Origin of the sequence: Pseudomonas sp. UM16, assembly GCF_050312595.1 — a bacterium.
Lineage (GTDB): Bacteria > Pseudomonadota > Gammaproteobacteria > Pseudomonadales > Pseudomonadaceae > Aquipseudomonas.
Genome location: NZ_JBNPJT010000008.1, coordinates 238,773 through 258,250 on the forward strand (window position 1 = coordinate 238,773; position 19,478 = coordinate 258,250).

Sequence of the window (19,478 nt, forward strand, 5' to 3'; positions counted from 1 at the left end):
GTGGGGTTCGCTCCTACAGGGTCAGTGCAGGTCGGCTTCAGGCACGCTCAGTCGCCGGGGCAGGGCAGCAGGTTTCCAGTGCAAGGCGGCATGCACCAGCACTTCGGCCGGGGTGCCTTGCTCCATGCTTGATTCGGTCGCCTGGCCCAGCGCACGCAGGGCCCGTAGCAGCAGGGGAGTGGCCTGGTCGGTGGCCAGTGGTGGCGAGCGGTAAGACTTGCCCAGCTTGTGCCCGTCCGGCTGCACAATCAGTGGCACATGCAGGTAACGCGGTTGCGCCAGCCCTAGCAGCTCTTGCAGGTACAGCTGGCGCGGAGTGTTATCCAGCAGGTCGGCACCGCGGACGATATCGGTCACCCCTTGCCAGGCGTCATCCAGCACCACCGCCAACTGATAAGCGTACAGGCCATCGCGGCGGCGAATGACAAAGTCGCCGACTTCACGGCCCAGGTGCTGTTCAAAATGGCCCTGGACCCGGTCATTGAAGTGGTAGACCAGCTCCGGCACCCGTAGACGGATGGCTGCACCTTCGCAGCTGTGCCCCGCATTGCGGCACAGGCCCGGATAAACACCATGGTAACTTTCAAGCTGCTTGCGCGAGCATGTGCAGGCATAAGCCAGACCCTGGCGGAACAAGCGCTCGACCACTTCGGCATAAGCCTCATGGCGTTGGCTCTGATAGACCACCTCGCCATCCCATTCCAGGCCGTAGCTTTCCAGGGTGTGCAGGATCGCCGCCTGAGCGCCGGGCGCTTCGCGGGGAGGGTCGATATCTTCCATGCGCAACAGCCACTGGCCGCCGACTGCACGCGCATCAAGCCAGGAGGCAAGCGCTGCAACCAGTGAACCGAAGTGCAGGAATCCGCTTGGAGTGGGGGCGAAACGCCCAATGTAGCGAGGATTGTTCATGCGCATGGACCCAGGGACTGGGCACTCTTCACAGCTATAAATGAAGCGGGGCGCCTTGAGCGCCCCGTTCTGGTCAGATCAGGCCTTGCCGACCTGCTTTTCCTTGATTTCCGCCAAGGTCTTGCAGTCGTAGCACAGGTCCGCAGTAGGGCGGGCCTCTAGGCGCTTAATGCCGATTTCAACGCCGCAGCTTTCGCACCAGCCGTATTCTTCGTCTTCGATCAACTGCAGGGTTTTGTCGATTTTCTTGATCAGCTTGCGTTCGCGATCGCGATTACGCAGCTCAAGGGCAAACTCCTCTTCCTGGCTGGCGCGATCGGCCGGGTCCGGGAAGTTGGCTGCCTCGTCTTTCATGTGGTCCACAGTTTTGTCGACGCCTTCCATCAACTCCTGCTTCCACTTGTGCAGGAGTTTAGTGAAGTGCGCTCGCATGGGGGCACCCATGTACTCCTCACCCTTGGTTTCTTTATAGGGTTCGAAGCCGCGAACGAGTTGACTGCTTTGTTGCTTTTCTTGGGTGGACATGAATAGACCGCCTCTCACTCTTCTAATCCATTGCGCAGGCTGCTCCATCTCCGGCGCCCGCCGGCCCTGCGACTGCGAGCCGCCGAACTTACCAGATCGAATCGGGGCGCGCTACTCCCGGTTGTCTTCGTGGTTGACAGCAGGTTTAGCCACACGTTCGCCTCAGCACATGAGTAGAATCATTATTCTAGACCCTTTTGAGAGAAGGCTATGGCCCAGCCCTACAGTGCGCGCAGTCGCGCCATCGAACCCTTTCACGTCATGGCCCTGCTGGCCCGCGCAAATGAGCTGCAAGCCGGTGGCTGTGATGTCATTCACCTGGAAATCGGCGAGCCGGATTTTACTACCGCAGCCCCGATCGTCGAGGCCGGCCAGGCTGCACTGGCTGCCGGGCACACCCGCTACACCGCGGCACGGGGTTTGCCCGCACTGCGTGAGGCGATTGCTGGGTTCTATCAGCAGCGCTATGGCCTGAGCATAGATCCCGAGCGAATTCTCATCACTCCGGGCGGCTCCGGCGCCTTGCTGTTGGCCAGCAGCCTGCTGGTTGATCCGGGCAAACACTGGCTGCTGGCCGACCCCGGCTACCCGTGCAACCGCCACTTCCTGCGCTTGGTTGAAGGCGGCGCGCAGTTGGTGCCGGTGGGTCCCGACGTCAATTATCAGCTCACCGCTGACCTGGTCGAACGTTACTGGGATCAAGACACCGTCGGTGCACTGGTAGCATCTCCAGCCAACCCAACTGGCACCGTGCTCGACCGTAGCGAACTGGTCAGCCTGTCGGCGGCGACGCGCGCACATAATGGCCATCTGGTGGTGGATGAGATCTACCACGGGCTGACTTACGGTATGGACGCTGCCAGCGTGCTGGAAGTTGATGACCAAGCTTTTGTCCTAAATAGTTTTTCCAAGTATTTCGGGATGACCGGTTGGCGCCTGGGTTGGCTGGTGGCACCACCGGCAGCGGTGGCTGACCTGGAAAAATTGGCCCAGAACCTCTACATCAGCGCTCCGAGCATGGCCCAACATGCGGCACTGGCCTGTTTTCAGCCGCAAACGCTGGCCATCCTCGAAGAGCGTCGTGACGAATTCGCCCGGCGCCGCGACTTCCTGCTGCCAGCCCTGCGTGAGCTGGGCTTCAAGATTGCCGTGGAGCCGCAGGGGGCGTTTTACCTGTATGCCGACATCAGCGCCTTTGGCGGTGATGCCTTTGCCTTCTGTCAGCACTTCCTCGAAACCGAACATGTCGCCTTCACCCCGGGCCTGGACTTTGGCCGCTTTCAGGCTGGGCACCACGTCCGCTTCGCTTACACCCAGAGCCTGCCACGCCTGCAGGAAGCGGTAGAGCGAATTGCTCGCGGTCTACGGAGCTGGCAAGGCTGATGCGCTTTTCTCCAGCACTGGAACGCGCACGGCTGCTGCGCCGTTACAAACGCTTTCTGGCCGATATCGAACTGGCCAGCGGTGAGCAACTGACCATTCATTGCCCAAACACCGGCTCGATGTTCAATTGTATGGTCGAAGGCGGGCAGGTCTGGTTCAGCCGCTCCAATGATCCCAAGCGTAAGTTGCCGGGCACCTGGGAAATCAGCGAGACGCCGCAAGGGCGTCTGGCCTGTGTCAACACTGGACGGGCCAATGCCTTGGTCGAGGAAGCGCTGCGGGCAGGAGTGATCAGTGAACTGGCCGGCTTTACTGGATTGAAACGTGAAGTAGCTTACGGCGAGGAGCGCAGCCGAGTGGACTTTCGCCTGGAGTATGCCGATGGTCCCGCCTATGTCGAGGTCAAGAGTGTGACGCTGGGTTTTGAGGGGGCAGCGGTTGCCGCCTTTCCTGACGCAGTAACCCAGCGCGGTGCCAAACACCTGCGTGAACTGGCGGCCTTGGCCCGTCAGGGCATTCGGGCGGTGCAGTTGTACTGTGTGAACCTCACTGACATAGAGGCTGTGCGGCCAGCCGAAGAAATCGATGCGGCCTACGCAGCAGCGTTACGCGCCGCCGTGGCCGATGGTGTCGAGGTCTTGGCCTACGGTACCCGCATCGATGGCGAGCAGGTCTACATCGACCGGGCATTACCGGTATTGCTCACGCCATGAGCCAAATGCCCTGACTGTCTTCATGGCAGTCCAGGGTGCTCAGGTGTTCCCCGGCGCAAGGTCCGGCCACACACTCGCCGGACTCGATGAGAAACAGCGCGCCATGTCGGCTACAGCTGATCAGGCTGGCGCTGGGGTCGAGAAACTGGTCAGGTTCCCAATTCAGGGGGATGCCGCGGTGGGGGCAGCGGTTGTGGTACAGGTACACTCGACCCGCGCGGCGCACGGCAAGCACTGCGGTGCCATCGACGGTGAAGCCACGGCTGTGGCCTTCGGCCAGCTCGGCGGGCAAACAGAGAAAATGCATAACGAAGATTTACCTGAAGTCACAGTGTCGGCTTGACGTTCAAATGCAAATAATTATCAAATTATTCCACTAAGCCACGTCGGACGCTTTATACCGCGTGGCTCCTGGGTTATCCAGCCGGATGGCCAGCCCTTTCCAAGGAAGCCCGTTATGCGCCGAAGTGTCAGCCTGATCACGCTCTGTCTCGGCCTCCTATTTACCAGCCTGGTCCTGGCCGACAATACACCCCAGCGCTGGGTCAGTGCTGGTGGCGCATTGAGTGAGTGGGTCAGTGCGTTGGGCGCAGAACAGCGACTGGTCGGTGTCGACACCACCAGTCAGCATCCGCAATCGTTCAAAGCCTTGCCGAGCATTGGTTATCAGCGCCAACTGTCTGCCGAAGGTGTGTTGAGCCTGCGTCCGGATGTGCTGATCGGCACTGAGGAAATGGGTCCGCCACCGGTGCTGGCGCAGATCCGCGGCGCCGGGGTTCAGGTCGAAATGTTCTCCAGCAAGGCTGATCTGCAGGCGGTTGAAGCCAACCTCAAGCACTTGGGGCGCTTGCTCGGTAATGAAAAGCAAGCGGAGCAAGTGTTTGCCAATTACCGTCAGCAGTTGCAGGACTTGCAAGACGCTCTCAAACAGGCGCAGGCCAAGGATCCAGCGCCAGGGGTGATCCTGCTGGTGGGGCATGGTGGCGCCAAACCGATGATTGCTGGCAAAGGTACCGTCGGTGATTGGCTGCTCAAGCAAGTCGGTGCGCGTAACCTGGCGGACAATGAGGGCTATAAGAATTTCTCGGTCGAAGCTCTGGCGGCGCTCAACCCTCAAGTGCTGGTGTTCGCCGACCGTAGTCTGAGCGGTAAGCAAGCCCAGGAGGCGTTACTCAAGGAAAATCCCGCATTGAAAGCCTCACAGGCAGCGCTTAATGGGCGCTTGGTCGAACTTGATCCCACCTTGTTGGTCGGCGGCCTAGGCCCGCGTCTGCCGAGTGCGCTGCAGCATTTGTTGAGCGCCTTTTACCCCACTGCGCCATGAATCGCCTGGTTGCCCCGCGGACGCTGTTTATCGTCCTGACTTTGCTGTGTCTGCTGGCGGTGTGGTTGTCGCTGGCACTCGGCCCGGTCAGTCTGCCGCTATTTGATACCTTGCGCGCGGGTTTGCGTCTGTTGGGGCTGCCCATCGCTGCTGACGGCTTGGAGCAGGCCGAACTGATCCTCGGCCAGATTCGCCTGCCGCGCACGCTGCTGGGGCTGACGGTTGGGGCCGTGCTGGCGTTGTCCGGGGTGGCCATGCAAGGCCTGTTTCGCAATCCACTGGCTGATCCAGGCCTGGTCGGGGTCGCCAGTGGCGCTGCGCTCGGTGCTGCCGTGGCAATTGTTGGTGGCAGTTGGTTGGGCGGTATCCCGGAGGTCTTCGCTCCCTACTTGCTGTCGGTGTGTGCTTTTCTCGGTGGTTTGGGCGTGACCGCCCTGGTCTATCGATTGGGGCGACGTGATGGCCAGACCAGTGTGGCGACCATGCTGCTGGCCGGTATCGCCCTGACCGCCTTGGCCAGCTCCGTGGTTGGGCTATTTACCTACCTGGCCGATGACGCCACTCTGCGGACCCTGACCTTCTGGAACCTGGGTAGCCTCAATGGCGCCAGTTATGAGCGCTTGTGGCCATTGGTACTGGTAGCTGTTGCCGTGGCGCTGTGGCTGCCGCGTCGAGCCCAGGCCCTCAATGCGTTGCTGCTGGGAGAGTCCGAAGCCCGCCATTTGGGTATCGAAGTGGAATCGCTCAAGCGTGAATTGGTGTTCTGTACTGCCTTGGGTGTCGGGGCGGCAGTGGCTGCGGCAGGATTGATCGGTTTTATCGGCCTGGTGGTGCCACACCTGGTTCGCCTGCTGTGCGGTCCCGATCATCGCGTGCTGTTGCCTGCTTCATTGCTCGCCGGCGCCTCACTGCTGCTGTTTGCAGACCTGATCGCGCGACTGGCGCTGGCGCCAGCGGAATTACCGATCGGCATTGTCACCGCCTTTATTGGCGCGCCGTTTTTCCTTTTCCTGTTGCTACGGGGGCGTACCTGATGCTGTGTGGCGAAAACCTGTCCCTGCAACGGGGGAGCAATCAGGTGCTGAGCGATATCAGCCTGGCGCTTGAATCGAATCAGATAGTGGGTGTGCTCGGGCCCAATGGTGCGGGTAAAAGCAGTTTGTTGAGCGTGTTGTGCGGCGAATTGGCAGCCAACGAGGGGCGCGTAACCCTCGAGGGGCGAGCGCTGTCGCAATGGGCGGGGGCGGAGCGGGCCCAGCGTCTGGCGGTGCTCCCGCAAGTCTCGAGCCTGGGCTTTGCCTTCAAGGTTGAAGAAGTGGTCGCTATGGGCCGCTTGCCACACCGTACCGGCCTTGAACGCGATCAGGCAATTATCGATGCGGCACTGCAAGCTGCCGATGCCCGGCATCTGGTGGGGCGCAGCTACCTGGCATTGTCTGGCGGTGAGCGCCAGCGGGTGCATCTGGCTCGGGTGCTGGCACAGCTTTGGCCCGGAGAGCAGGGGCGCATCTTGCTACTCGACGAGCCGACTTCGATGCTTGACCCGCTGCATCAGCACACCACCTTGCAGGCCGTGCGTGACTTTGCCGACCGAGGTGCGGCGGTTCTGGTAATCCTGCATGACCTTAACCTGGCCGCTCGTTACTGCGACCGAATCCTACTGCTTGAAGCGGGCAGCATGCATGCCCTGGATACCCCAGAGCGAGTGCTCAATCCTGCTTCACTCAAGGCTGTTTATGGCATCGACGTGCTGGTCCAGCCTCACCCAGAGCGGGGGCACCCACTGATCATTGCCCGCTAACGCCTGATGCTTTGGGCGGGCCAAGAGGTAAACGCCGGGCAAAAAAAAGACCCGGCAAAAGAGCCGGGTCAATAACCGTGATTAGCCTGATGAGGAGATAATCTGAGCGTCCGAACCAGGGACTTTCAGGTTACCCAACCAGCCTCGCGACCAGTTGTGATAATCATAACGATTCTCATTACGGTGTCAATCACCATGACAAACTATTTTCAATTATTTTTTCTCAAAGTCTTGGCGTCCAATTGTTGATTGAGGGCCTCCTTGCGCTCAGGTGGAATGTCATTCCAGTGCATATCAAGCAAGGCGCCTTCAATGGCATAGAGCAGCACCTTCGAGGCCCGGAAGCCGCGGGTACGTACCGCCCGGTAGGCATCGACCGCACCGAGGCGACGCAAATCCGAAGCGCTGTGGATACCGACCGCATGCAGCCACTGCGCAGAAGTCTTGCCCAGATTTTTCAGATGCTGGAGTTCATCGTTCATCAAGCCTCCTTGCGACGGCTGAACGGGTCTTGTTAGGGGAATCGCGAGCAGGTCAAAGAGGAGTGTAGCGGCACTTGGAAAATACGCGGCGTTTTGCCATACATGTGCCGACGGGTAGCTGACAGGAGCCCGCCAGGCTGCAGCTGGCGAGCGTTTACGCCAGAGCTGTCAGCGGCTGCGATAGCGCAGGCGGGTGCCGAAATTGACCGACATGAGGATTTCGTCGGCGCTCAGTTCGACAGGAAAGTAGGTGCCGGAGATTTGCGCATGAGCCAGGCTTGCACCTTCCAGGCCGTTGTCACGCAGGTCTAGTCCGCGCAGATCGGCGGCACGGAAGTAAGCATCGGTGAAATCGATGCCGGCAGTGTCCAGTTCACGCAGGTCAAGGCCGCGGAAATCGCCACCGCGAAAATCAATACTGACGTCCTTGGGCTTTTCGCGGTTAAAGCTGACGATCTGCTCGTCATGCACCAGCGCGTACAGTGCGCTATCCAATTGCCGTGGCTGATTCATAAAGGCGCCTCCCTGGTGGACTTATGATGACACTATAGTGCCATCACTCGGGAGGCGCGCAGTTTCAGCTGTGAAGTGTCGACCGCTTCACGTCCTGAGGGGCATCAGAGCCCCGGCAGTCGCTGGCGGATCTGTTCCACCAGTTGGTCGAGGCTGCCGCTTTCATTGGTTTCCACGCGCTTGCTTTGCAGGAGTTCTTCTGCGGTCAGCGGTTCGCGGTTGGCCTGTTGGGCCTCGACGACTTCCAGGGTTGCGTCGGAAGGGTCGTTTTTATCGGCCTGACGCTGAGCCAGCCAGCTGGCGATAACGGCCTGTGGTGCATTGCAGTCAAGAATCAGGAAGGGCACCCCGGTCTCGCTGGCCACACCGGCTGCGGCCTGACGCTGGGCCTGCTTGAGGTAGGTGGCATCAATAACCACGGGGAAACCGGCACGCAGGATGGTTTCTGCCAGTTGATGCAAGTGTTCGTAGGTAGCCTGGCTGGCGTCATTACTGTAAATGCCGGCTTGCAGCTGTCCTTCGCTGTTGGCCGCTTGCTCACCGAACAGTCGCTTGCGCTCCACGTCCGAGCGCAGGCGGATGGCGCCCAGGGCGTCGACCAGGCGCATGGCTACGTGGCTCTTGCCGACGGCAGAAACACCGTGGGTGATGGCCAGGAAGCGCGATGGGATGGCACTGTAGCTTTCAGCCAGGTTGGCATAGTTGCGGTAGGTGCGCAGGGTAGTGGCGCGCTGCACCGCATCGGCATTGGCCGGCATGCTGAACAGGGCAACCTTGGCGCGTACCAGGGCGCGATAGGCTTTGTAGAAATTCAGCAGCTCCAGGCCTGCGTAGTCGCCGGTCAGTTCCAGGTACTGGCTGATGAAGCGTCGCGACAGCGATTTCAGGCCGCGGTCTTCGAGGTCCATGGCCAGGAACGCGGCGTCGGCGTAAACGTCAGTCAGGCGGAACGGTTCGTTGAATTCGATGCAGTCGAAGATCACCACTTTGCCATCGATCAGCGTGGCGTTGCCCAAGTGAATGTCGCCGTGGCACTCGCGAATGAAGCCTTCGGCTTTACGCGCTTCAAGCAGGCTGTGCAGGCGCTTGAAGCTGTCTTGGGCCCAGGCCTGCAGAGCGTCGAGTTGTTGCAGGTCGGCTTTGTCGGTGAGGAATGGGCGGATCTGCTCGAAGTTCTGCTCAACCGGTGCCATGACGCTGTCCGGGGTACCCAGTGGATGCTCGACTGCTACCTTGGGGGCGTCCAGGTGGAACTGGGCGATCTGCCGAGCCATCTGGTCGATGTGCTCGGCAGTCAGTTCACCATTGGCCTGTAGGGTACTGAGCATCTGGTCTTGCGGAAACTGGCGCATCTTAAGGGCGTACTCGATCGGTTCGCCTTCGCCGCCTAGTTGCGGCGCTTCGGCGCTACCGGTAATCGCCAGTACTTCCAGGTACAGGCCTTCAGTCAGACGCTGGTTCAGGCGCAGTTCTTCATTACAGAAGTGCTTGCGTGCGGACAGTTCGGTGAAGTCGAGGAAGCCGAAGTTCATCGGCTTCTTGATCTTGTAGGCATACTCGCCGGTCAACAGCACCCAGGAAATATGCGTCTCGATGAGCCGAAAGTCCTTCACCGGGTGAGGGAACAGGGCGGGATTCTGCAGCGCGGTGATCAAGACTTGGCTCACGGGCGATCCTTATGGGTCGTGGAGATTCGAATCGGCCATTATGGCGGCAAGCGCGGCTGGTGCAAACCGCTGGAGGGCGCCTGTCGACGATCAATAAAGTGCGTATAATCCGCCGCCATGACTCGTACTCGATCCCCTCGTACCCCGAAAAAACGCCCGTCTGGCCCCTCGCGCGCCTGGCTCGGCTGGGCCATCAAGCTCAGCCTGGTCGGTCTTGTGGTGCTGGCCGGTTTTGCCATTTACCTCGACGCAGTGGTCCAGGAGAAGTTCTCCGGCAAGCGCTGGACTATCCCGGCCAAGGTTTATGCTCGGCCGCTGGAGCTGTTCGTCGGACAGAAGCTGAGCAAAAGCGATTTCCTCATTGAGCTCGATGCCTTGGGCTATCGCCGTGAAAGCGTCGCCAATGGCCCGGGCGCCGCAGCGGTCAACGGCAATACCATTGAGCTCAATACCCGTGGCTTCCAGTTCTATGAAGGCCTGGAGCAGGCGCAAGCGGTACGGGTGCGTTTCTCCGGCGACTATGTTGCCGGGCTCAGCGGTGTCAATGGTTCCAAGCTCGACGTGGTGCGCCTGGAGCCGCTGCTGATCGGCGGCCTGTACCCGAAGAACCTCGAAGACCGGATTCTGATCAAGCTTGACCAGGTGCCTCCGTACCTGCTCGAAACGCTTGTTGCCGTGGAGGACCGCGACTTCTACAGCCACTTTGGCGTTTCGCCAAAGTCGATTGCTCGAGCGGTCTGGGTCAACACCTCCTCCGGCGCGATGCGCCAGGGTGGCAGTACCCTGACCCAGCAGTTGGTCAAGAACTTCTACCTGACCAACGAACGCAGCCTCAGCCGTAAGCTGACAGAGGCCATGATGGCCTTGCTGTTGGAACTGCACTACGACAAGCGCGAGATTCTTGAGGCCTACCTCAACGAAGTGTTCGTCGGCCAGGATGGTCAGCGTGCGGTGCACGGCTTTGGCTTGGCCAGTCAGTTCTTCTTTAGCCAGCCGTTATCGGAATTGAAGCTGCATCAGGTGGCATTGCTGGTGGGGATGGTCAAAGGGCCGTCCTACTACAACCCGCGTCGCCATCCGGATCGCGCCATTGTCCGTCGTAACCTGGTGCTTGACCTGCTGGCCGAGCAGGGCGTGGCTACCCCGGAGGCGGTTGCCGCGGCGAAGAAAATGCCCCTGGGCGTGACCAAGCGTGGCAGCCTGGCCGACAGCTCGTATCCCGGTTTTCTTGACCTGGTCAAACGTCAGCTGCGTCAAGACTACCGCGACGAAGACTTGACCGAAGAAGGCCTGCGCATCTTCACCAGTTTCGACCCGATCCTGCAGATGAAGTCTGAATCGGCCATGGCTGAGACCTTCAAGCGCCTGGCCGGGCGCAAGGGCGCTGATGAAGTTGAAGCAGCAATGGTAGTGACTAACCCTGAAACCGGTGAAGTGCAAGCTTTGATCGGTAGCCGTCAGGCGGGTTTTGCCGGTTTCAACCGGGCCATTGATGCCGTTCGGCCAATCGGATCGCTGGTCAAGCCGGCGATCTATTTGACCGCCCTGGAAAAACCGAGCAAGTACACCCTCACCAGTTGGGTGCAGGATGAGCCGTTCTCGGTCAAGGGCGGCGATGGCCAGGTCTGGCGGCCGCAGAACTACGATCGCCGCTCCCATGGCACCATTTATCTGTATCAGGGCTTGGCCAACTCCTACAATCTGTCGACTGCCAAGCTTGGCCTGGAACTGGGTGTGCCAAATGTGCTCAAAACTATTGGGCGTCTGGGGGTAAATGTCGATTGGCCGGCATTCCCATCGATGCTGCTGGGTGCTGGCGGTATGTCGCCGATGCAAGTCGCGACCATGTACCAGACCCTGGCCAACGGTGGCTTCAACACACCGATGCGCGGTATTCGCAGCGTGCTGACTGCCGAGGGTGAGCCACTCAAGCGTTATCCATTCCAGATCCAGCAGTCCTTCGATCCGGGGGCAATCTATCTGGTACAGAACGCTATGCAGCGAGTGATGCGCGAAGGTACCGGTCGCTCGGTTTACAGCGTGCTGCCAAGCTCGTTGAACCTGGCCGGCAAGACTGGTACCAGTAACGACTCGCGTGACAGTTGGTTCGCGGGTTTCAGTCAGGATTTGCTAGCGGTGGTCTGGCTTGGCCGTGACGATAACGGCAAGACGCCGTTCACTGGCGCCACTGGCGCCTTGCAGGTATGGACCAGTTTCATGCGCAAGGCAGACCCATTGCCGCTGGACATGCCGCTGCCAGATAACGTGGTTCAGGCCTGGATTGATCCACACTCCGGGCAGGGCTCTGACAGCAGTTGCCCAGGCGCGGTACAGATGCCGTATATTCGCGGCAGTGAGCCGCCTGCCGGCGCCGCCTGTGGCGGCACGCAGGATCCCGCCGAGTCCGTTATGGACTGGGTCAAAGGCTGGATGAATTAAGCACTAGGCAAAGAGGGTGTGAAGTGAACAAGTGGTGGTTTCCTGCCTTGACGGCACTGGCTTTGCTCAATGGTTGCGCCAGCGTTCAGCGTGGCTCAATTCCCGTGGTTGATTCGAGTACCCGCGTCACTAACAGTGAGCGGGTTGCGGCTAATCGTGGTGCCCAGGCCAATGCCGGCACCCGTCAGGCCCAGGCTGTGCCGCAGGACTCAGGTGTGACCGTAATGGTTCCACAGGGTGCTGGTGCAGCACCGATCCAGACATTCCCGGCATCGACCGCGCCAGCGCCGATCAGCACCGGCCCGATCACGCCGGGGCCAACCAGCGCTGCGCCGTTTGACAGCGCTTCGATGAATACTGGCAGCTCCACCGCCTCCAGCACCGCACCGAGTGCGCCAAGCGGCATTCCACGCAGCGGTGTTGTCAGTGGTGGCGGCCTGTCGGCCGACGAACAGCTCGACGGTCCAGTGCTGGCGCTACTGACCACTGCCCAGCAGCAGCAAAGCAGCGGTGACTATAACGGCGCTTCGTCGAGCCTGGAGCGCGCCCAGCGTATCGCCCCACGTGAGCCGCAAGTGCTTTACCGTCTGGCTCAGGTGCGCTTGGCACAAGGCGATGCGGCGCAGTCGGAACAGCTGGCCCGTCGTGCCCTTACCTACGCCAACGGTCGCCCGGACCTGCAGGCCGGTCTCTGGGGCATCATCGCCCAGGCACGTGAGAAGCAGGGCGACTCGGCTGGCGCAGCGCTTGCGCGGCAGAAAGCTCAGGTCAATTTGTAATGGACGCGCGCATTCTGGATATCGCCGATCACCTGTTGCTGATTGAACACGAGCTTCATGCTCAAGGGTGGTGGAGCGAGATTTCGCCCAGCGTTCAGGCACTGGCAAGCACGGTGCCTTTTGCTGTCGACAGCATGAGTTTCGATCAGTGGCTGCAGTGGATCTTTCTGCCGAAAATGAAAGAGATTCTGGAAAAAGGCCTGCCACTGCCCAACGCCTCCGGCATCCTGGTCATGGCTGAAACGGTTTATGTTGATCGCCCGGAAGAAAGTCGCGAGCTACGCCGCTTGCTAGCAGAGTTTGATCAATTGATCAGTCCATCTGCCTGAATTTCCCTCTTTTCCCTCTTAGAGCCACAGATTGTGGCTCTTTTTGTTTGTATTCTTGGTTTTTCTGCTGCTGTCGTTGGTAATCGTGGTGCTGATAGATCGTCCTTGCGTGAAATTGGCAATAATTTTTCTTGACTTGCGCACGCCGAAAAATAAGAATCCAGATTCCGCTGTAGAGGGACTGCCAGAAGCAGACCCGCTAAGCAGATCATGAGGCGCACACCCGCGCCGACCTGTTACACCCCGCAACGCGTTACCTCGCGCTGGGTGGGAAACCCCCGCAACACTTTGGGGCGCTCCCAATACTTGCTCAGTCAGTGCTGACGTAGTCGGCGATTCCGTCGCTCATGCTCTGCTTGGCAGTAAACCTATTAAGACCCGTCCACCGTGGACGGTATTCTGGCGTTTTAGAGGTGAACAACGTGGAGCTTTTATCTGGCGCTGAGATGGTCGTCCGCTTTTTGCGTGACGAAGGCGTTAAGCACATCTACGGGTACCCTGGTGGTGCTCTCCTTCATGTTTACGATGCCCTGTTCAAAGAACCGGAAGTGCACCATATTCTGGTTCGTCACGAGCAGGCTGCTACCCATATGGCGGACGGCTATGCCCGTGCCACCGGCAAAGCCGGTGTGGTACTGGTAACTTCCGGCCCGGGCGCAACCAATGCCATTACCGGTATTGCCACTGCGTACATGGATTCCATTCCGATGGTAATTCTCTCCGGTCAGGTGCCTAGCACCATGGTCGGTACCGATGCTTTCCAGGAAACCGACATGATCGGTATTTCCCGGCCGATCGTGAAACACAGCTTCATGATCAAGCATGCTTCGGAAATTCCGGAAGTCCTGAAGAAAGCTTTCTATCTGGCGCAGTCTGGTCGTCCAGGCCCGGTTGTGGTCGATATCCCGAAAGATATGACCAACCCGGCGGAAAAGTTCGAATACGTTTACCCGAAAAAGGTCAAGCTGCGCTCCTACAGCCCGGCCGTTCGTGGTCACTCGGGGCAGATCCGCAAGGCTGCAGAAATGCTCCTGGCGGCCAAACGTCCAGTGGTTTACGCCGGTGGTGGCGTGATCCTCGGCGACGGCTCTGCAGCCCTGACCGAAATCGCTCAGATGCTTAACCTGCCGGTCACCAATACCCTGATGGGCTTGGGTGGCTATCCAGGTACTGATCGCCAGTTCCTCGGCATGCTCGGTATGCACGGCAGCTACACCGCCAACCTGGCCATGCACCACGCCGACGTGATCTTCGCGGTCGGTGCGCGCTTTGACGACCGTGTGGTTAACGGCCCGGCCAAGTTCTGCCCGAATGCCAAAGTTATCCACATCGATATCGATCCGGCATCGATCTCCAAGACCATCAAGGCCGACGTGCCGATTGTTGGTCCGGTCGACAGCGTGCTGACCGAAATGGTGGCGACCCTGCGTGAAATCGGCGAGCAGCCAGAAAAAGCCGCGATGGACGCCTGGTGGAAACAGATCGAAGAGTGGCGTGGCGATCGCGACATGTTCCCTTACGACAAGGGCGACGGTAGCGTCATCAAGCCTCAGACGGTAATTGAAACCCTCTGCGAAGTGACCAAGGGCGATGCCTTCGTTACTTCCGATGTCGGTCAGCACCAGATGTTCGCGGCGCAGTACTACCGCTTCAATAAACCCAACCGCTGGATCAACTCCGGCGGCCTGGGCACCATGGGCTTCGGTTTCCCGGCGGCCATGGGCGTCAAACTCAACTTCCCGGACCAGGACGTTGCCTGCGTAACCGGTGAAGGCAGTATCCAGATGAACATTCAGGAGCTGTCGACTTGCCTGCAGTACGACCTGCCGGTAAAAATCGTCAACCTGAACAACGGTGTATTGGGTATGGTCCGCCAGTGGCAGGACATGGCCTATAACAGCCGTCACTCGCACTCCTATATGGAATCGCTGCCTGACTTCGTCAAGCTGGCTGAAGCCTATGGTCACGTGGGCATTCGCATCACCAGCCTGAAGGACCTCAAGCCCAAGCTCGAAGAAGCGTTCGCCATGAAAGACCGCCTGGTGTTCATCGACATCCAGGTCGACAACAGCGAACACGTCTACCCGATGCAGATCAAAGACGGCTCTATGCGCGACATGTGGCTGAGCAAGACGGAGCGTACCTAATCATGCGGCACATTATTTCCCTGCTGTTGGAAAACGAACCCGGTGCCTTGTCTCGCGTGGTGGGTCTGTTCTCGCAGCGTAACTACAACATCGAAAGCCTGACCGTAGCGCCTACGGAAGACCCGACCCTGTCGCGTCTGACGTTGACCACGGTTGGTCATGATGAGGTGATCGAGCAGATCACCAAAAACCTGAACAAGCTGGTTGAAGTCGTCAAGCTGGTCGACCTCTCGGAAAGCGCGCACATCGAACGTGAACTGATGCTGGTCAAGATCAAGGCCACGGGCGCACAGCGTGCCGAGATCAAACGCACCACCGATATCTATCGTGGGCAGATCGTCGACGTCAGCAGCAGCGTCTACACCGTGCAGTTGACTGGCGCCAGCGACAAGCTTGACAGCTTCATTCAGGCCATCGGTACCGCGTCCATTCTCGAAACAGTGCGCAGTGGCGTCACCGGCATTGCCCGTGGCGACAAAGTGCTCAGCATCTAACTCAAAAAATTAGCGATGGCCCTATCGGGCCGAGATAACAGGGGTATGTTCATGAAAGTTTTCTACGACAAAGACTGCGACCTTTCGATCATCCAGGGCAAGAAAGTTGCCATCATCGGTTACGGCTCCCAGGGTCACGCTCAAGCGTGCAACCTGAAAGATTCCGGTGTGGATGTCACTGTCGGTCTGCGTAAAGGTTCGGCTACCGTTGCCAAGGCCGAAGCCCACGGCCTGAAAGTTGCCGACGTGGCGACTGCTGTTGCCGGTGCCGACCTGGTCATGATCCTGACCCCGGACGAGTTCCAATCCCAGCTGTACAAGAATGAAATCGAGCCGAACATCAAGAAGGGCGCTACCCTTGCCTTCTCCCACGGTTTCGCCATTCACTACAATCAGGTAGTGCCACGCGCTGACCTGGACGTGATCATGATCGCGCCAAAAGCGCCAGGTCACACGGTGCGTTCCGAGTTCGTCAAAGGCGGCGGTATTCCTGACCTGATCGCTATCTACCAGGACGCTTCGGGCAACGCCAAAAACGTCGCCCTGTCCTACGCTGCAGGCGTGGGTGGTGGTCGTACCGGCATCATCGAAACGACCTTCAAGGACGAGACCGAAACCGACCTGTTCGGCGAACAAGCCGTTCTGTGTGGCGGTACCGTCGAACTGGTCAAAGCTGGTTTCGAAACCCTGGTTGAAGCAGGCTACGCGCCAGAAATGGCCTACTTCGAGTGCTTGCACGAACTGAAGCTGATCGTTGACCTCATGTACGAAGGCGGTATCGCCAACATGAACTACTCGATCTCCAACAACGCCGAATATGGCGAGTACGTGACCGGCCCAGAAGTCATCAACGCCGAATCCCGTCAGGCCATGCGCAACGCTCTGAAGCGCATCCAGGACGGCGAATACGCCAAGATGTTCATCAGCGAAGGTGCTACCGGCTACCCATCGATGACCGCCAAGCGTCGTAACAACGCTGCGCACGGCATCGAAGTCATCGGCGAGCAACTGCGCTCGATGATGCCGTGGATCGGTGCCAACAAAATCGTCGACAAGACCAAGAACTAATCTTGTTTTGATGCGATGAAAACGCGGCTTCGGCCGCGTTTTTTCGTTTAGGCGGTCAGCTTCTGGTATAAAGCTTCATCGTCTGTTGTCGAACCCTCGACGCAGACCTCTGTCGAAACTTTCCACACCGTTGCAAGGTAATGTCCATGAGCGAACGTCCCGAAGAGCCGAACAAGGCCTCTGACGCCGAAAGCCTGCTACCGATCGATGAGCATGTTGAAGAAGGGCATGACGCCGAAGGACGCAAGGTTCGGCATCGCGGCATCTATCTGCTGCCCAACCTGTTCACCACTGCGAACCTGTTCGCCGGTTTCTATTCCATCATCAACTCCATGAGTGCCCAGGCTGCCCTGAGCGCTGGTGATCCGCGCGAAGCGAGCAAATATTTCGCGTTTGCCGCCATTGCCATTTTTGTCGCGATGGTCCTCGACGGCCTCGATGGCCGTGTGGCCCGCATGACCAATACCCAAAGCGCCTTCGGTGCCGAGTACGACTCGCTGTCAGACATGGTCGCCTTCGGTGTTGCCCCGGCGTTACTGGCCTTCGGTTGGGCCCTGGGCGACATGGGCAAGGTCGGCTGGATGGTTGCCTTCATCTATGTCGCTGGCGCCGCGCTGCGTCTGGCGCGCTTCAACACCCAGGTCGGCAAGGCTGACAAACGCTACTTCATCGGCCTGGCCAGTCCGGCAGCGGCGGGCGTGGTAGCGGGTACCGTATGGGCTTTCAGCGACTACGGCATTCAGGGTTCGAAGCTTTCGTTCCTGGTTGCCCTGCTGGTAGCGGCGGCAGGCATGCTGATGGTCAGCAATATCAAATACAACAGCTTCAAGGAGCTGGACCTCAAAGGTCGCGTACCATTCGTAGCAATCCTCGCGGTAGTGCTGGTATTCGCAGTAGTCTTCAGTGACCCGCCACGTATTTTGCTGTTGGTGTTCCTCGGCTATGCGGCGTCCGGCCCGGTGCAGTACCTGTTGCGCATGCGTCGCCGGAAAAACATCGAGTGATGTAATTTCACTCGGGCTCCGTAGTCTACTGGTGCATCAGCCCTCCAGTTCTACGGAGCCCTCATGCTTATCAAGCTGTCCAAAGCCTCCGATTGCCACGAATCGGACGTCACTCCTGAATCCCTGTATGTCTCGCGTCGAGCGTTGCTCGGCGGTACTGCGGCTGCGCTTGCGGTTTCGGCGTTGCCTCAGTGGGTCAATGCTGCCGAGATGTCGCGTTACGCAGATGTTGAGGCGGGCGCTGCGCCTGCCTGGTTCAGCGACAAGCTCGCCGCTACCCAGTGGCAGGCGGTAACGACGCCAGGGGAAGCCATCACGCCTTTTAAAGACGCTACCCACTACAACAACTTTTACGAGTTCGGTACCGACAAGGGCGATCCGGCGGCCAATGCCGGCAGCCTCAAGACCGAGCCCTGGACCGTGGTGGTGGACGGGGAGGTGGGTAAGCCGGGGCGCTATGCATTGGAAGACTTCATCAAGCCTTATCAGCTTGAGGAGCGAATCTATCGCCTGCGCTGTGTCGAGGCCTGGTCGATGGTCATCCCCTGGGTTGGGTTTCCCTTGTCGGCGTTGCTCAAGCAAGTGGAGCCAACCTCGAAGGCGCGCTTCATTCGTTTCGAAACCCTCCAGGACCCCAAGAGCATGCCGGGGCAGCGCTCCAGTTTCGCCCTAATCGACTGGCCTTATATAGAAGGCTTGCGTCTGGATGAGGCAATGAACCCTTTGGCGATTCTGGCGGTTGGCATGTACGGGCGTGAGTTGCCCAACCAGAACGGCGCGCCGTTGCGTTTGGTGGTGCCGTGGAAGTACGGCTTCAAGAGTATCAAATCGATTGTGCGCATCAGTCTCGTGACGGAGCAGCCGCGTACTACCTGGCAGGCCATTGCCCCTGAAGAGTATGGTTTCTATGCCAACGTCAATCCTGAGGTCGATCACCCGCGTTGGACTCAGGCGCGGGAGCGGCGCCTGCCCAGCGGCCTGTTCAGCCCGAATGTGCGTCCCACTCAGATGTTCAATGGTTACGCCGAGGACGTGGCGGGGCTCTATAGCGGGCTCGATCTGCGGAAGAACTATTGATATGCGCTATCCACTGTTTCGCCTTGGCATCTTTATTCTAGCCAGTACCTGGCCGCTGTGGTGGCTGTATGAAGCTGCCATGAACGCGCTGGGGCCGGATCCGGGCAAGATCCTGGTCGACCGACTCGGGCTGGGCGCGCTGATCTTTCTGCTGATTACCCTGAGCATGACGCCGCTGCAGCGCTTGACCGGTTGGGCGGGGTGGATCGTCTCGCGCCGCCAGCTTGGCTTGTGGTGCTTTGCTTATATAGTGCTGCACATAACGTCATACATGGTCTTCGTCCTGGGGTTGGACTGGGGGCAGTTGGGCGTGGAATTGAGCAAGCGGCCTTACATCATTGTTGGTGCGTTGGGTTTTGTCGGTTTACTGGCCTTGGCGGTGACTTCCAATCGCTACAGTCAGAGACGCTTGGGCGCTCGCTGGAAGAAGCTGCATAAACTGGTCTATGTGATTCTTGCGTTGGGTTTGCTGCACTTTCTTTGGGTAGTACGGGCAGATCTCAAGGAATGGGCTGTATATGCGGGTATTGGCCTCTTTCTTCTGGCGCTGCGTATTCCGCTGTTTGCTCAGCGTATTCCGCGTTTGGTGAGGCAAAAAGCATCTTCCGCAACAAAAGCCTGAATTAGTCCTTGACGCCCCTGTGGATCTGTCTATAATTCGCCCCACTTCCGGCGCAGTCGGAACGGAAAACTCCTTGAGATTCAACGAGTTAGATGTTCCAGGTAGTACCGGAGGGGCTTCGATCACAAGATCGGTAGCGGTGAAAAAGGTGGTTGACAGCGGATTGAAACGCTGTAGAATTCGCCTCCCGCTGACGAGAGAT

The 19,478-nt window shown here is 59.1% G+C and carries 20 protein-coding genes; 14 read left to right on the forward strand and 6 right to left on the reverse strand.

Annotated elements, in window-relative coordinates:
- Positions 1-21 precede the first annotated feature (21 nt).
- The gene (gene gluQRS, locus ACQRAX_RS12025) at positions 22-909 is read right to left on the reverse strand and encodes a tRNA glutamyl-Q(34) synthetase GluQRS (protein WP_412040310.1); all 888 of its coding nucleotides are present in this window, start codon (positions 907-909) and stop codon (positions 22-24) included.
- Between the two features lie 78 nt (positions 910-987).
- Positions 988-1,434 carry an RNA polymerase-binding protein DksA gene (dksA, locus tag ACQRAX_RS12030; RefSeq protein ID WP_412040311.1) on the reverse strand — a complete coding sequence of 149 codons (447 nt, stop codon included), beginning with the start codon at positions 1,432-1,434 and terminating at the stop codon, positions 988-990.
- Positions 1,435-1,644: 210 nt separating this feature from the next.
- Here dksA and ACQRAX_RS12035 point away from each other — a divergent pair, with 210 nt between their 5' ends.
- Both ACQRAX_RS12035 and sfsA read left to right on the forward strand, forming a co-directional pair.
- Positions 1,645-2,817, forward strand: a complete 1,173-nt coding sequence (locus ACQRAX_RS12035; protein ID WP_412040312.1) for a pyridoxal phosphate-dependent aminotransferase — start codon at positions 1,645-1,647, stop codon at positions 2,815-2,817.
- Positions 2,817-3,530 (forward strand): DNA/RNA nuclease SfsA, encoded by a 714-nt coding sequence (gene sfsA, locus ACQRAX_RS12040; RefSeq protein WP_412040313.1) that lies wholly within the window; start codon positions 2,817-2,819, stop codon positions 3,528-3,530. The genes ACQRAX_RS12035 and sfsA overlap by 1 nt, the downstream gene beginning before the upstream one ends.
- On the opposite strand, the gene ACQRAX_RS12045 is transcribed toward sfsA, so the two are convergent.
- Positions 3,520-3,837: a Rieske (2Fe-2S) protein gene (locus tag ACQRAX_RS12045; protein ID WP_412040314.1), complete on the reverse strand. Its 318-nt coding sequence runs from the start codon at positions 3,835-3,837 to the stop codon at positions 3,520-3,522. The genes sfsA and ACQRAX_RS12045 overlap by 11 nt on opposite strands.
- A gap of 150 nt (positions 3,838-3,987) precedes the next feature.
- On the opposite strand from ACQRAX_RS12045, the gene ACQRAX_RS12050 reads away from it, so the two are divergent.
- The 3 genes from ACQRAX_RS12050 to ACQRAX_RS12060 are packed head-to-tail and all read left to right on the forward strand — an operon-like array spanning position 3,988 to position 6,655.
- Positions 3,988-4,854: a heme/hemin ABC transporter substrate-binding protein gene (locus tag ACQRAX_RS12050; RefSeq protein WP_412040315.1), complete on the forward strand. Its 867-nt coding sequence runs from the start codon at positions 3,988-3,990 to the stop codon at positions 4,852-4,854.
- A 50-nt stretch (positions 4,855-4,904) separates the two neighbouring features.
- Positions 4,905-5,888 carry a FecCD family ABC transporter permease gene (locus tag ACQRAX_RS12055; RefSeq protein ID WP_412040331.1) on the forward strand — a complete coding sequence of 328 codons (984 nt, stop codon included), beginning with the start codon at positions 4,905-4,907 and terminating at the stop codon, positions 5,886-5,888.
- Complete coding sequence (locus ACQRAX_RS12060; protein ID WP_412040316.1) at positions 5,888-6,655, forward strand: heme ABC transporter ATP-binding protein; 768 nt, start codon at positions 5,888-5,890, stop codon at positions 6,653-6,655. Before ACQRAX_RS12055 ends, ACQRAX_RS12060 begins: the two co-directional genes overlap by 1 nt.
- Before the next feature lie 209 nt (positions 6,656-6,864).
- Here ACQRAX_RS12060 and ACQRAX_RS12065 read toward each other — a convergent pair whose 3' ends face one another.
- The 3 genes from ACQRAX_RS12065 to ACQRAX_RS12075 form a co-directional block, all read right to left on the reverse strand.
- Positions 6,865-7,137 (reverse strand): TfoX/Sxy family protein, encoded by a 273-nt coding sequence (locus tag ACQRAX_RS12065; protein ID WP_045182822.1) that lies wholly within the window; start codon positions 7,135-7,137, stop codon positions 6,865-6,867.
- A 168-nt stretch (positions 7,138-7,305) separates the two neighbouring features.
- The gene (locus ACQRAX_RS12070; RefSeq protein ID WP_412040317.1) at positions 7,306-7,650 is read right to left on the reverse strand and encodes a pentapeptide repeat-containing protein; all 345 of its coding nucleotides are present in this window, start codon (positions 7,648-7,650) and stop codon (positions 7,306-7,308) included.
- A 104-nt stretch (positions 7,651-7,754) separates the two neighbouring features.
- The gene (locus ACQRAX_RS12075) at positions 7,755-9,317 is read right to left on the reverse strand and encodes an AAA family ATPase (RefSeq protein ID WP_412040318.1); all 1,563 of its coding nucleotides are present in this window, start codon (positions 9,315-9,317) and stop codon (positions 7,755-7,757) included.
- 117 nt (positions 9,318-9,434) lie between these two features.
- On the opposite strand from ACQRAX_RS12075, the gene mrcB reads away from it, so the two are divergent.
- The 9 genes from mrcB (at position 9,435) to msrQ (ending at position 19,276) form a co-directional block, all read left to right on the forward strand.
- Positions 9,435-11,756, forward strand: coding sequence for a penicillin-binding protein 1B (mrcB, locus tag ACQRAX_RS12080; RefSeq protein WP_412040319.1), 2,322 nt, complete (start codon positions 9,435-9,437; stop codon positions 11,754-11,756).
- A gap of 23 nt (positions 11,757-11,779) precedes the next feature.
- Positions 11,780-12,535 (forward strand): tetratricopeptide repeat protein, encoded by a 756-nt coding sequence (locus tag ACQRAX_RS12085; RefSeq protein ID WP_412040320.1) that lies wholly within the window; start codon positions 11,780-11,782, stop codon positions 12,533-12,535.
- Positions 12,535-12,864, forward strand: a complete 330-nt coding sequence (locus tag ACQRAX_RS12090; protein ID WP_412040321.1) for a YqcC family protein — start codon at positions 12,535-12,537, stop codon at positions 12,862-12,864. The genes ACQRAX_RS12085 and ACQRAX_RS12090 overlap by 1 nt, the downstream gene beginning before the upstream one ends.
- A gap of 422 nt (positions 12,865-13,286) precedes the next feature.
- A complete protein-coding gene (locus tag ACQRAX_RS12095) occupies positions 13,287-15,011 on the forward strand; it encodes an acetolactate synthase 3 large subunit (protein WP_045182880.1) in 1,725 nt (574 codons plus the stop codon).
- A 2-nt stretch (positions 15,012-15,013) separates the two neighbouring features.
- Positions 15,014-15,505 carry an acetolactate synthase small subunit gene (gene ilvN, locus ACQRAX_RS12100; RefSeq protein ID WP_010223016.1) on the forward strand — a complete coding sequence of 164 codons (492 nt, stop codon included), beginning with the start codon at positions 15,014-15,016 and terminating at the stop codon, positions 15,503-15,505.
- A 51-nt stretch (positions 15,506-15,556) separates the two neighbouring features.
- The gene (gene ilvC / locus ACQRAX_RS12105; RefSeq protein WP_107026644.1) at positions 15,557-16,573 is read left to right on the forward strand and encodes a ketol-acid reductoisomerase; all 1,017 of its coding nucleotides are present in this window, start codon (positions 15,557-15,559) and stop codon (positions 16,571-16,573) included.
- Between the two features lie 146 nt (positions 16,574-16,719).
- Positions 16,720-17,577 (forward strand): CDP-diacylglycerol--serine O-phosphatidyltransferase, encoded by an 858-nt coding sequence (gene pssA / locus ACQRAX_RS12110; RefSeq protein WP_010223018.1) that lies wholly within the window; start codon positions 16,720-16,722, stop codon positions 17,575-17,577.
- A 63-nt stretch (positions 17,578-17,640) separates the two neighbouring features.
- Complete coding sequence (gene msrP, locus ACQRAX_RS12115; RefSeq protein ID WP_412040322.1) at positions 17,641-18,654, forward strand: protein-methionine-sulfoxide reductase catalytic subunit MsrP; 1,014 nt, start codon at positions 17,641-17,643, stop codon at positions 18,652-18,654.
- 1 nt (position 18,655) lies between these two features.
- Positions 18,656-19,276 carry a protein-methionine-sulfoxide reductase heme-binding subunit MsrQ gene (gene msrQ / locus ACQRAX_RS12120; RefSeq protein WP_412040323.1) on the forward strand — a complete coding sequence of 207 codons (621 nt, stop codon included), beginning with the start codon at positions 18,656-18,658 and terminating at the stop codon, positions 19,274-19,276.
- Positions 19,277-19,478: the final 202 nt, after the last annotated feature.

Coding starts and splice junctions, on each gene's coding strand:
- gluQRS (WP_412040310.1), bottom strand. CDS start 909: ATGAACAATCCTCGCTACATTGGGCGTTTCGCCCCCACTCCAAGCGGA.
- dksA (WP_412040311.1), bottom strand. CDS start 1,434: ATGTCCACCCAAGAAAAGCAACAAAGCAGTCAACTCGTTCGCGGCTTC.
- ACQRAX_RS12035 (WP_412040312.1), top strand. CDS start 1,645: ATGGCCCAGCCCTACAGTGCGCGCAGTCGCGCCATCGAACCCTTTCAC.
- sfsA (WP_412040313.1), top strand. CDS start 2,817: ATGCGCTTTTCTCCAGCACTGGAACGCGCACGGCTGCTGCGCCGTTAC.
- ACQRAX_RS12045 (WP_412040314.1), bottom strand. CDS start 3,837: ATGCATTTTCTCTGTTTGCCCGCCGAGCTGGCCGAAGGCCACAGCCGT.
- ACQRAX_RS12050 (WP_412040315.1), top strand. CDS start 3,988: ATGCGCCGAAGTGTCAGCCTGATCACGCTCTGTCTCGGCCTCCTATTT.
- ACQRAX_RS12060 (WP_412040316.1), top strand. CDS start 5,888: ATGCTGTGTGGCGAAAACCTGTCCCTGCAACGGGGGAGCAATCAGGTG.
- ACQRAX_RS12065 (WP_045182822.1), bottom strand. CDS start 7,137: ATGAACGATGAACTCCAGCATCTGAAAAATCTGGGCAAGACTTCTGCG.
- ACQRAX_RS12070 (WP_412040317.1), bottom strand. CDS start 7,650: ATGAATCAGCCACGGCAATTGGATAGCGCACTGTACGCGCTGGTGCAT.
- mrcB (WP_412040319.1), top strand. CDS start 9,435: ATGACTCGTACTCGATCCCCTCGTACCCCGAAAAAACGCCCGTCTGGC.
- ACQRAX_RS12090 (WP_412040321.1), top strand. CDS start 12,535: ATGGACGCGCGCATTCTGGATATCGCCGATCACCTGTTGCTGATTGAA.
- ilvN (WP_010223016.1), top strand. CDS start 15,014: ATGCGGCACATTATTTCCCTGCTGTTGGAAAACGAACCCGGTGCCTTG.
- ilvC (WP_107026644.1), top strand. CDS start 15,557: ATGAAAGTTTTCTACGACAAAGACTGCGACCTTTCGATCATCCAGGGC.
- pssA (WP_010223018.1), top strand. CDS start 16,720: ATGAGCGAACGTCCCGAAGAGCCGAACAAGGCCTCTGACGCCGAAAGC.
- msrP (WP_412040322.1), top strand. CDS start 17,641: ATGCTTATCAAGCTGTCCAAAGCCTCCGATTGCCACGAATCGGACGTC.
- msrQ (WP_412040323.1), top strand. CDS start 18,656: ATGCGCTATCCACTGTTTCGCCTTGGCATCTTTATTCTAGCCAGTACC.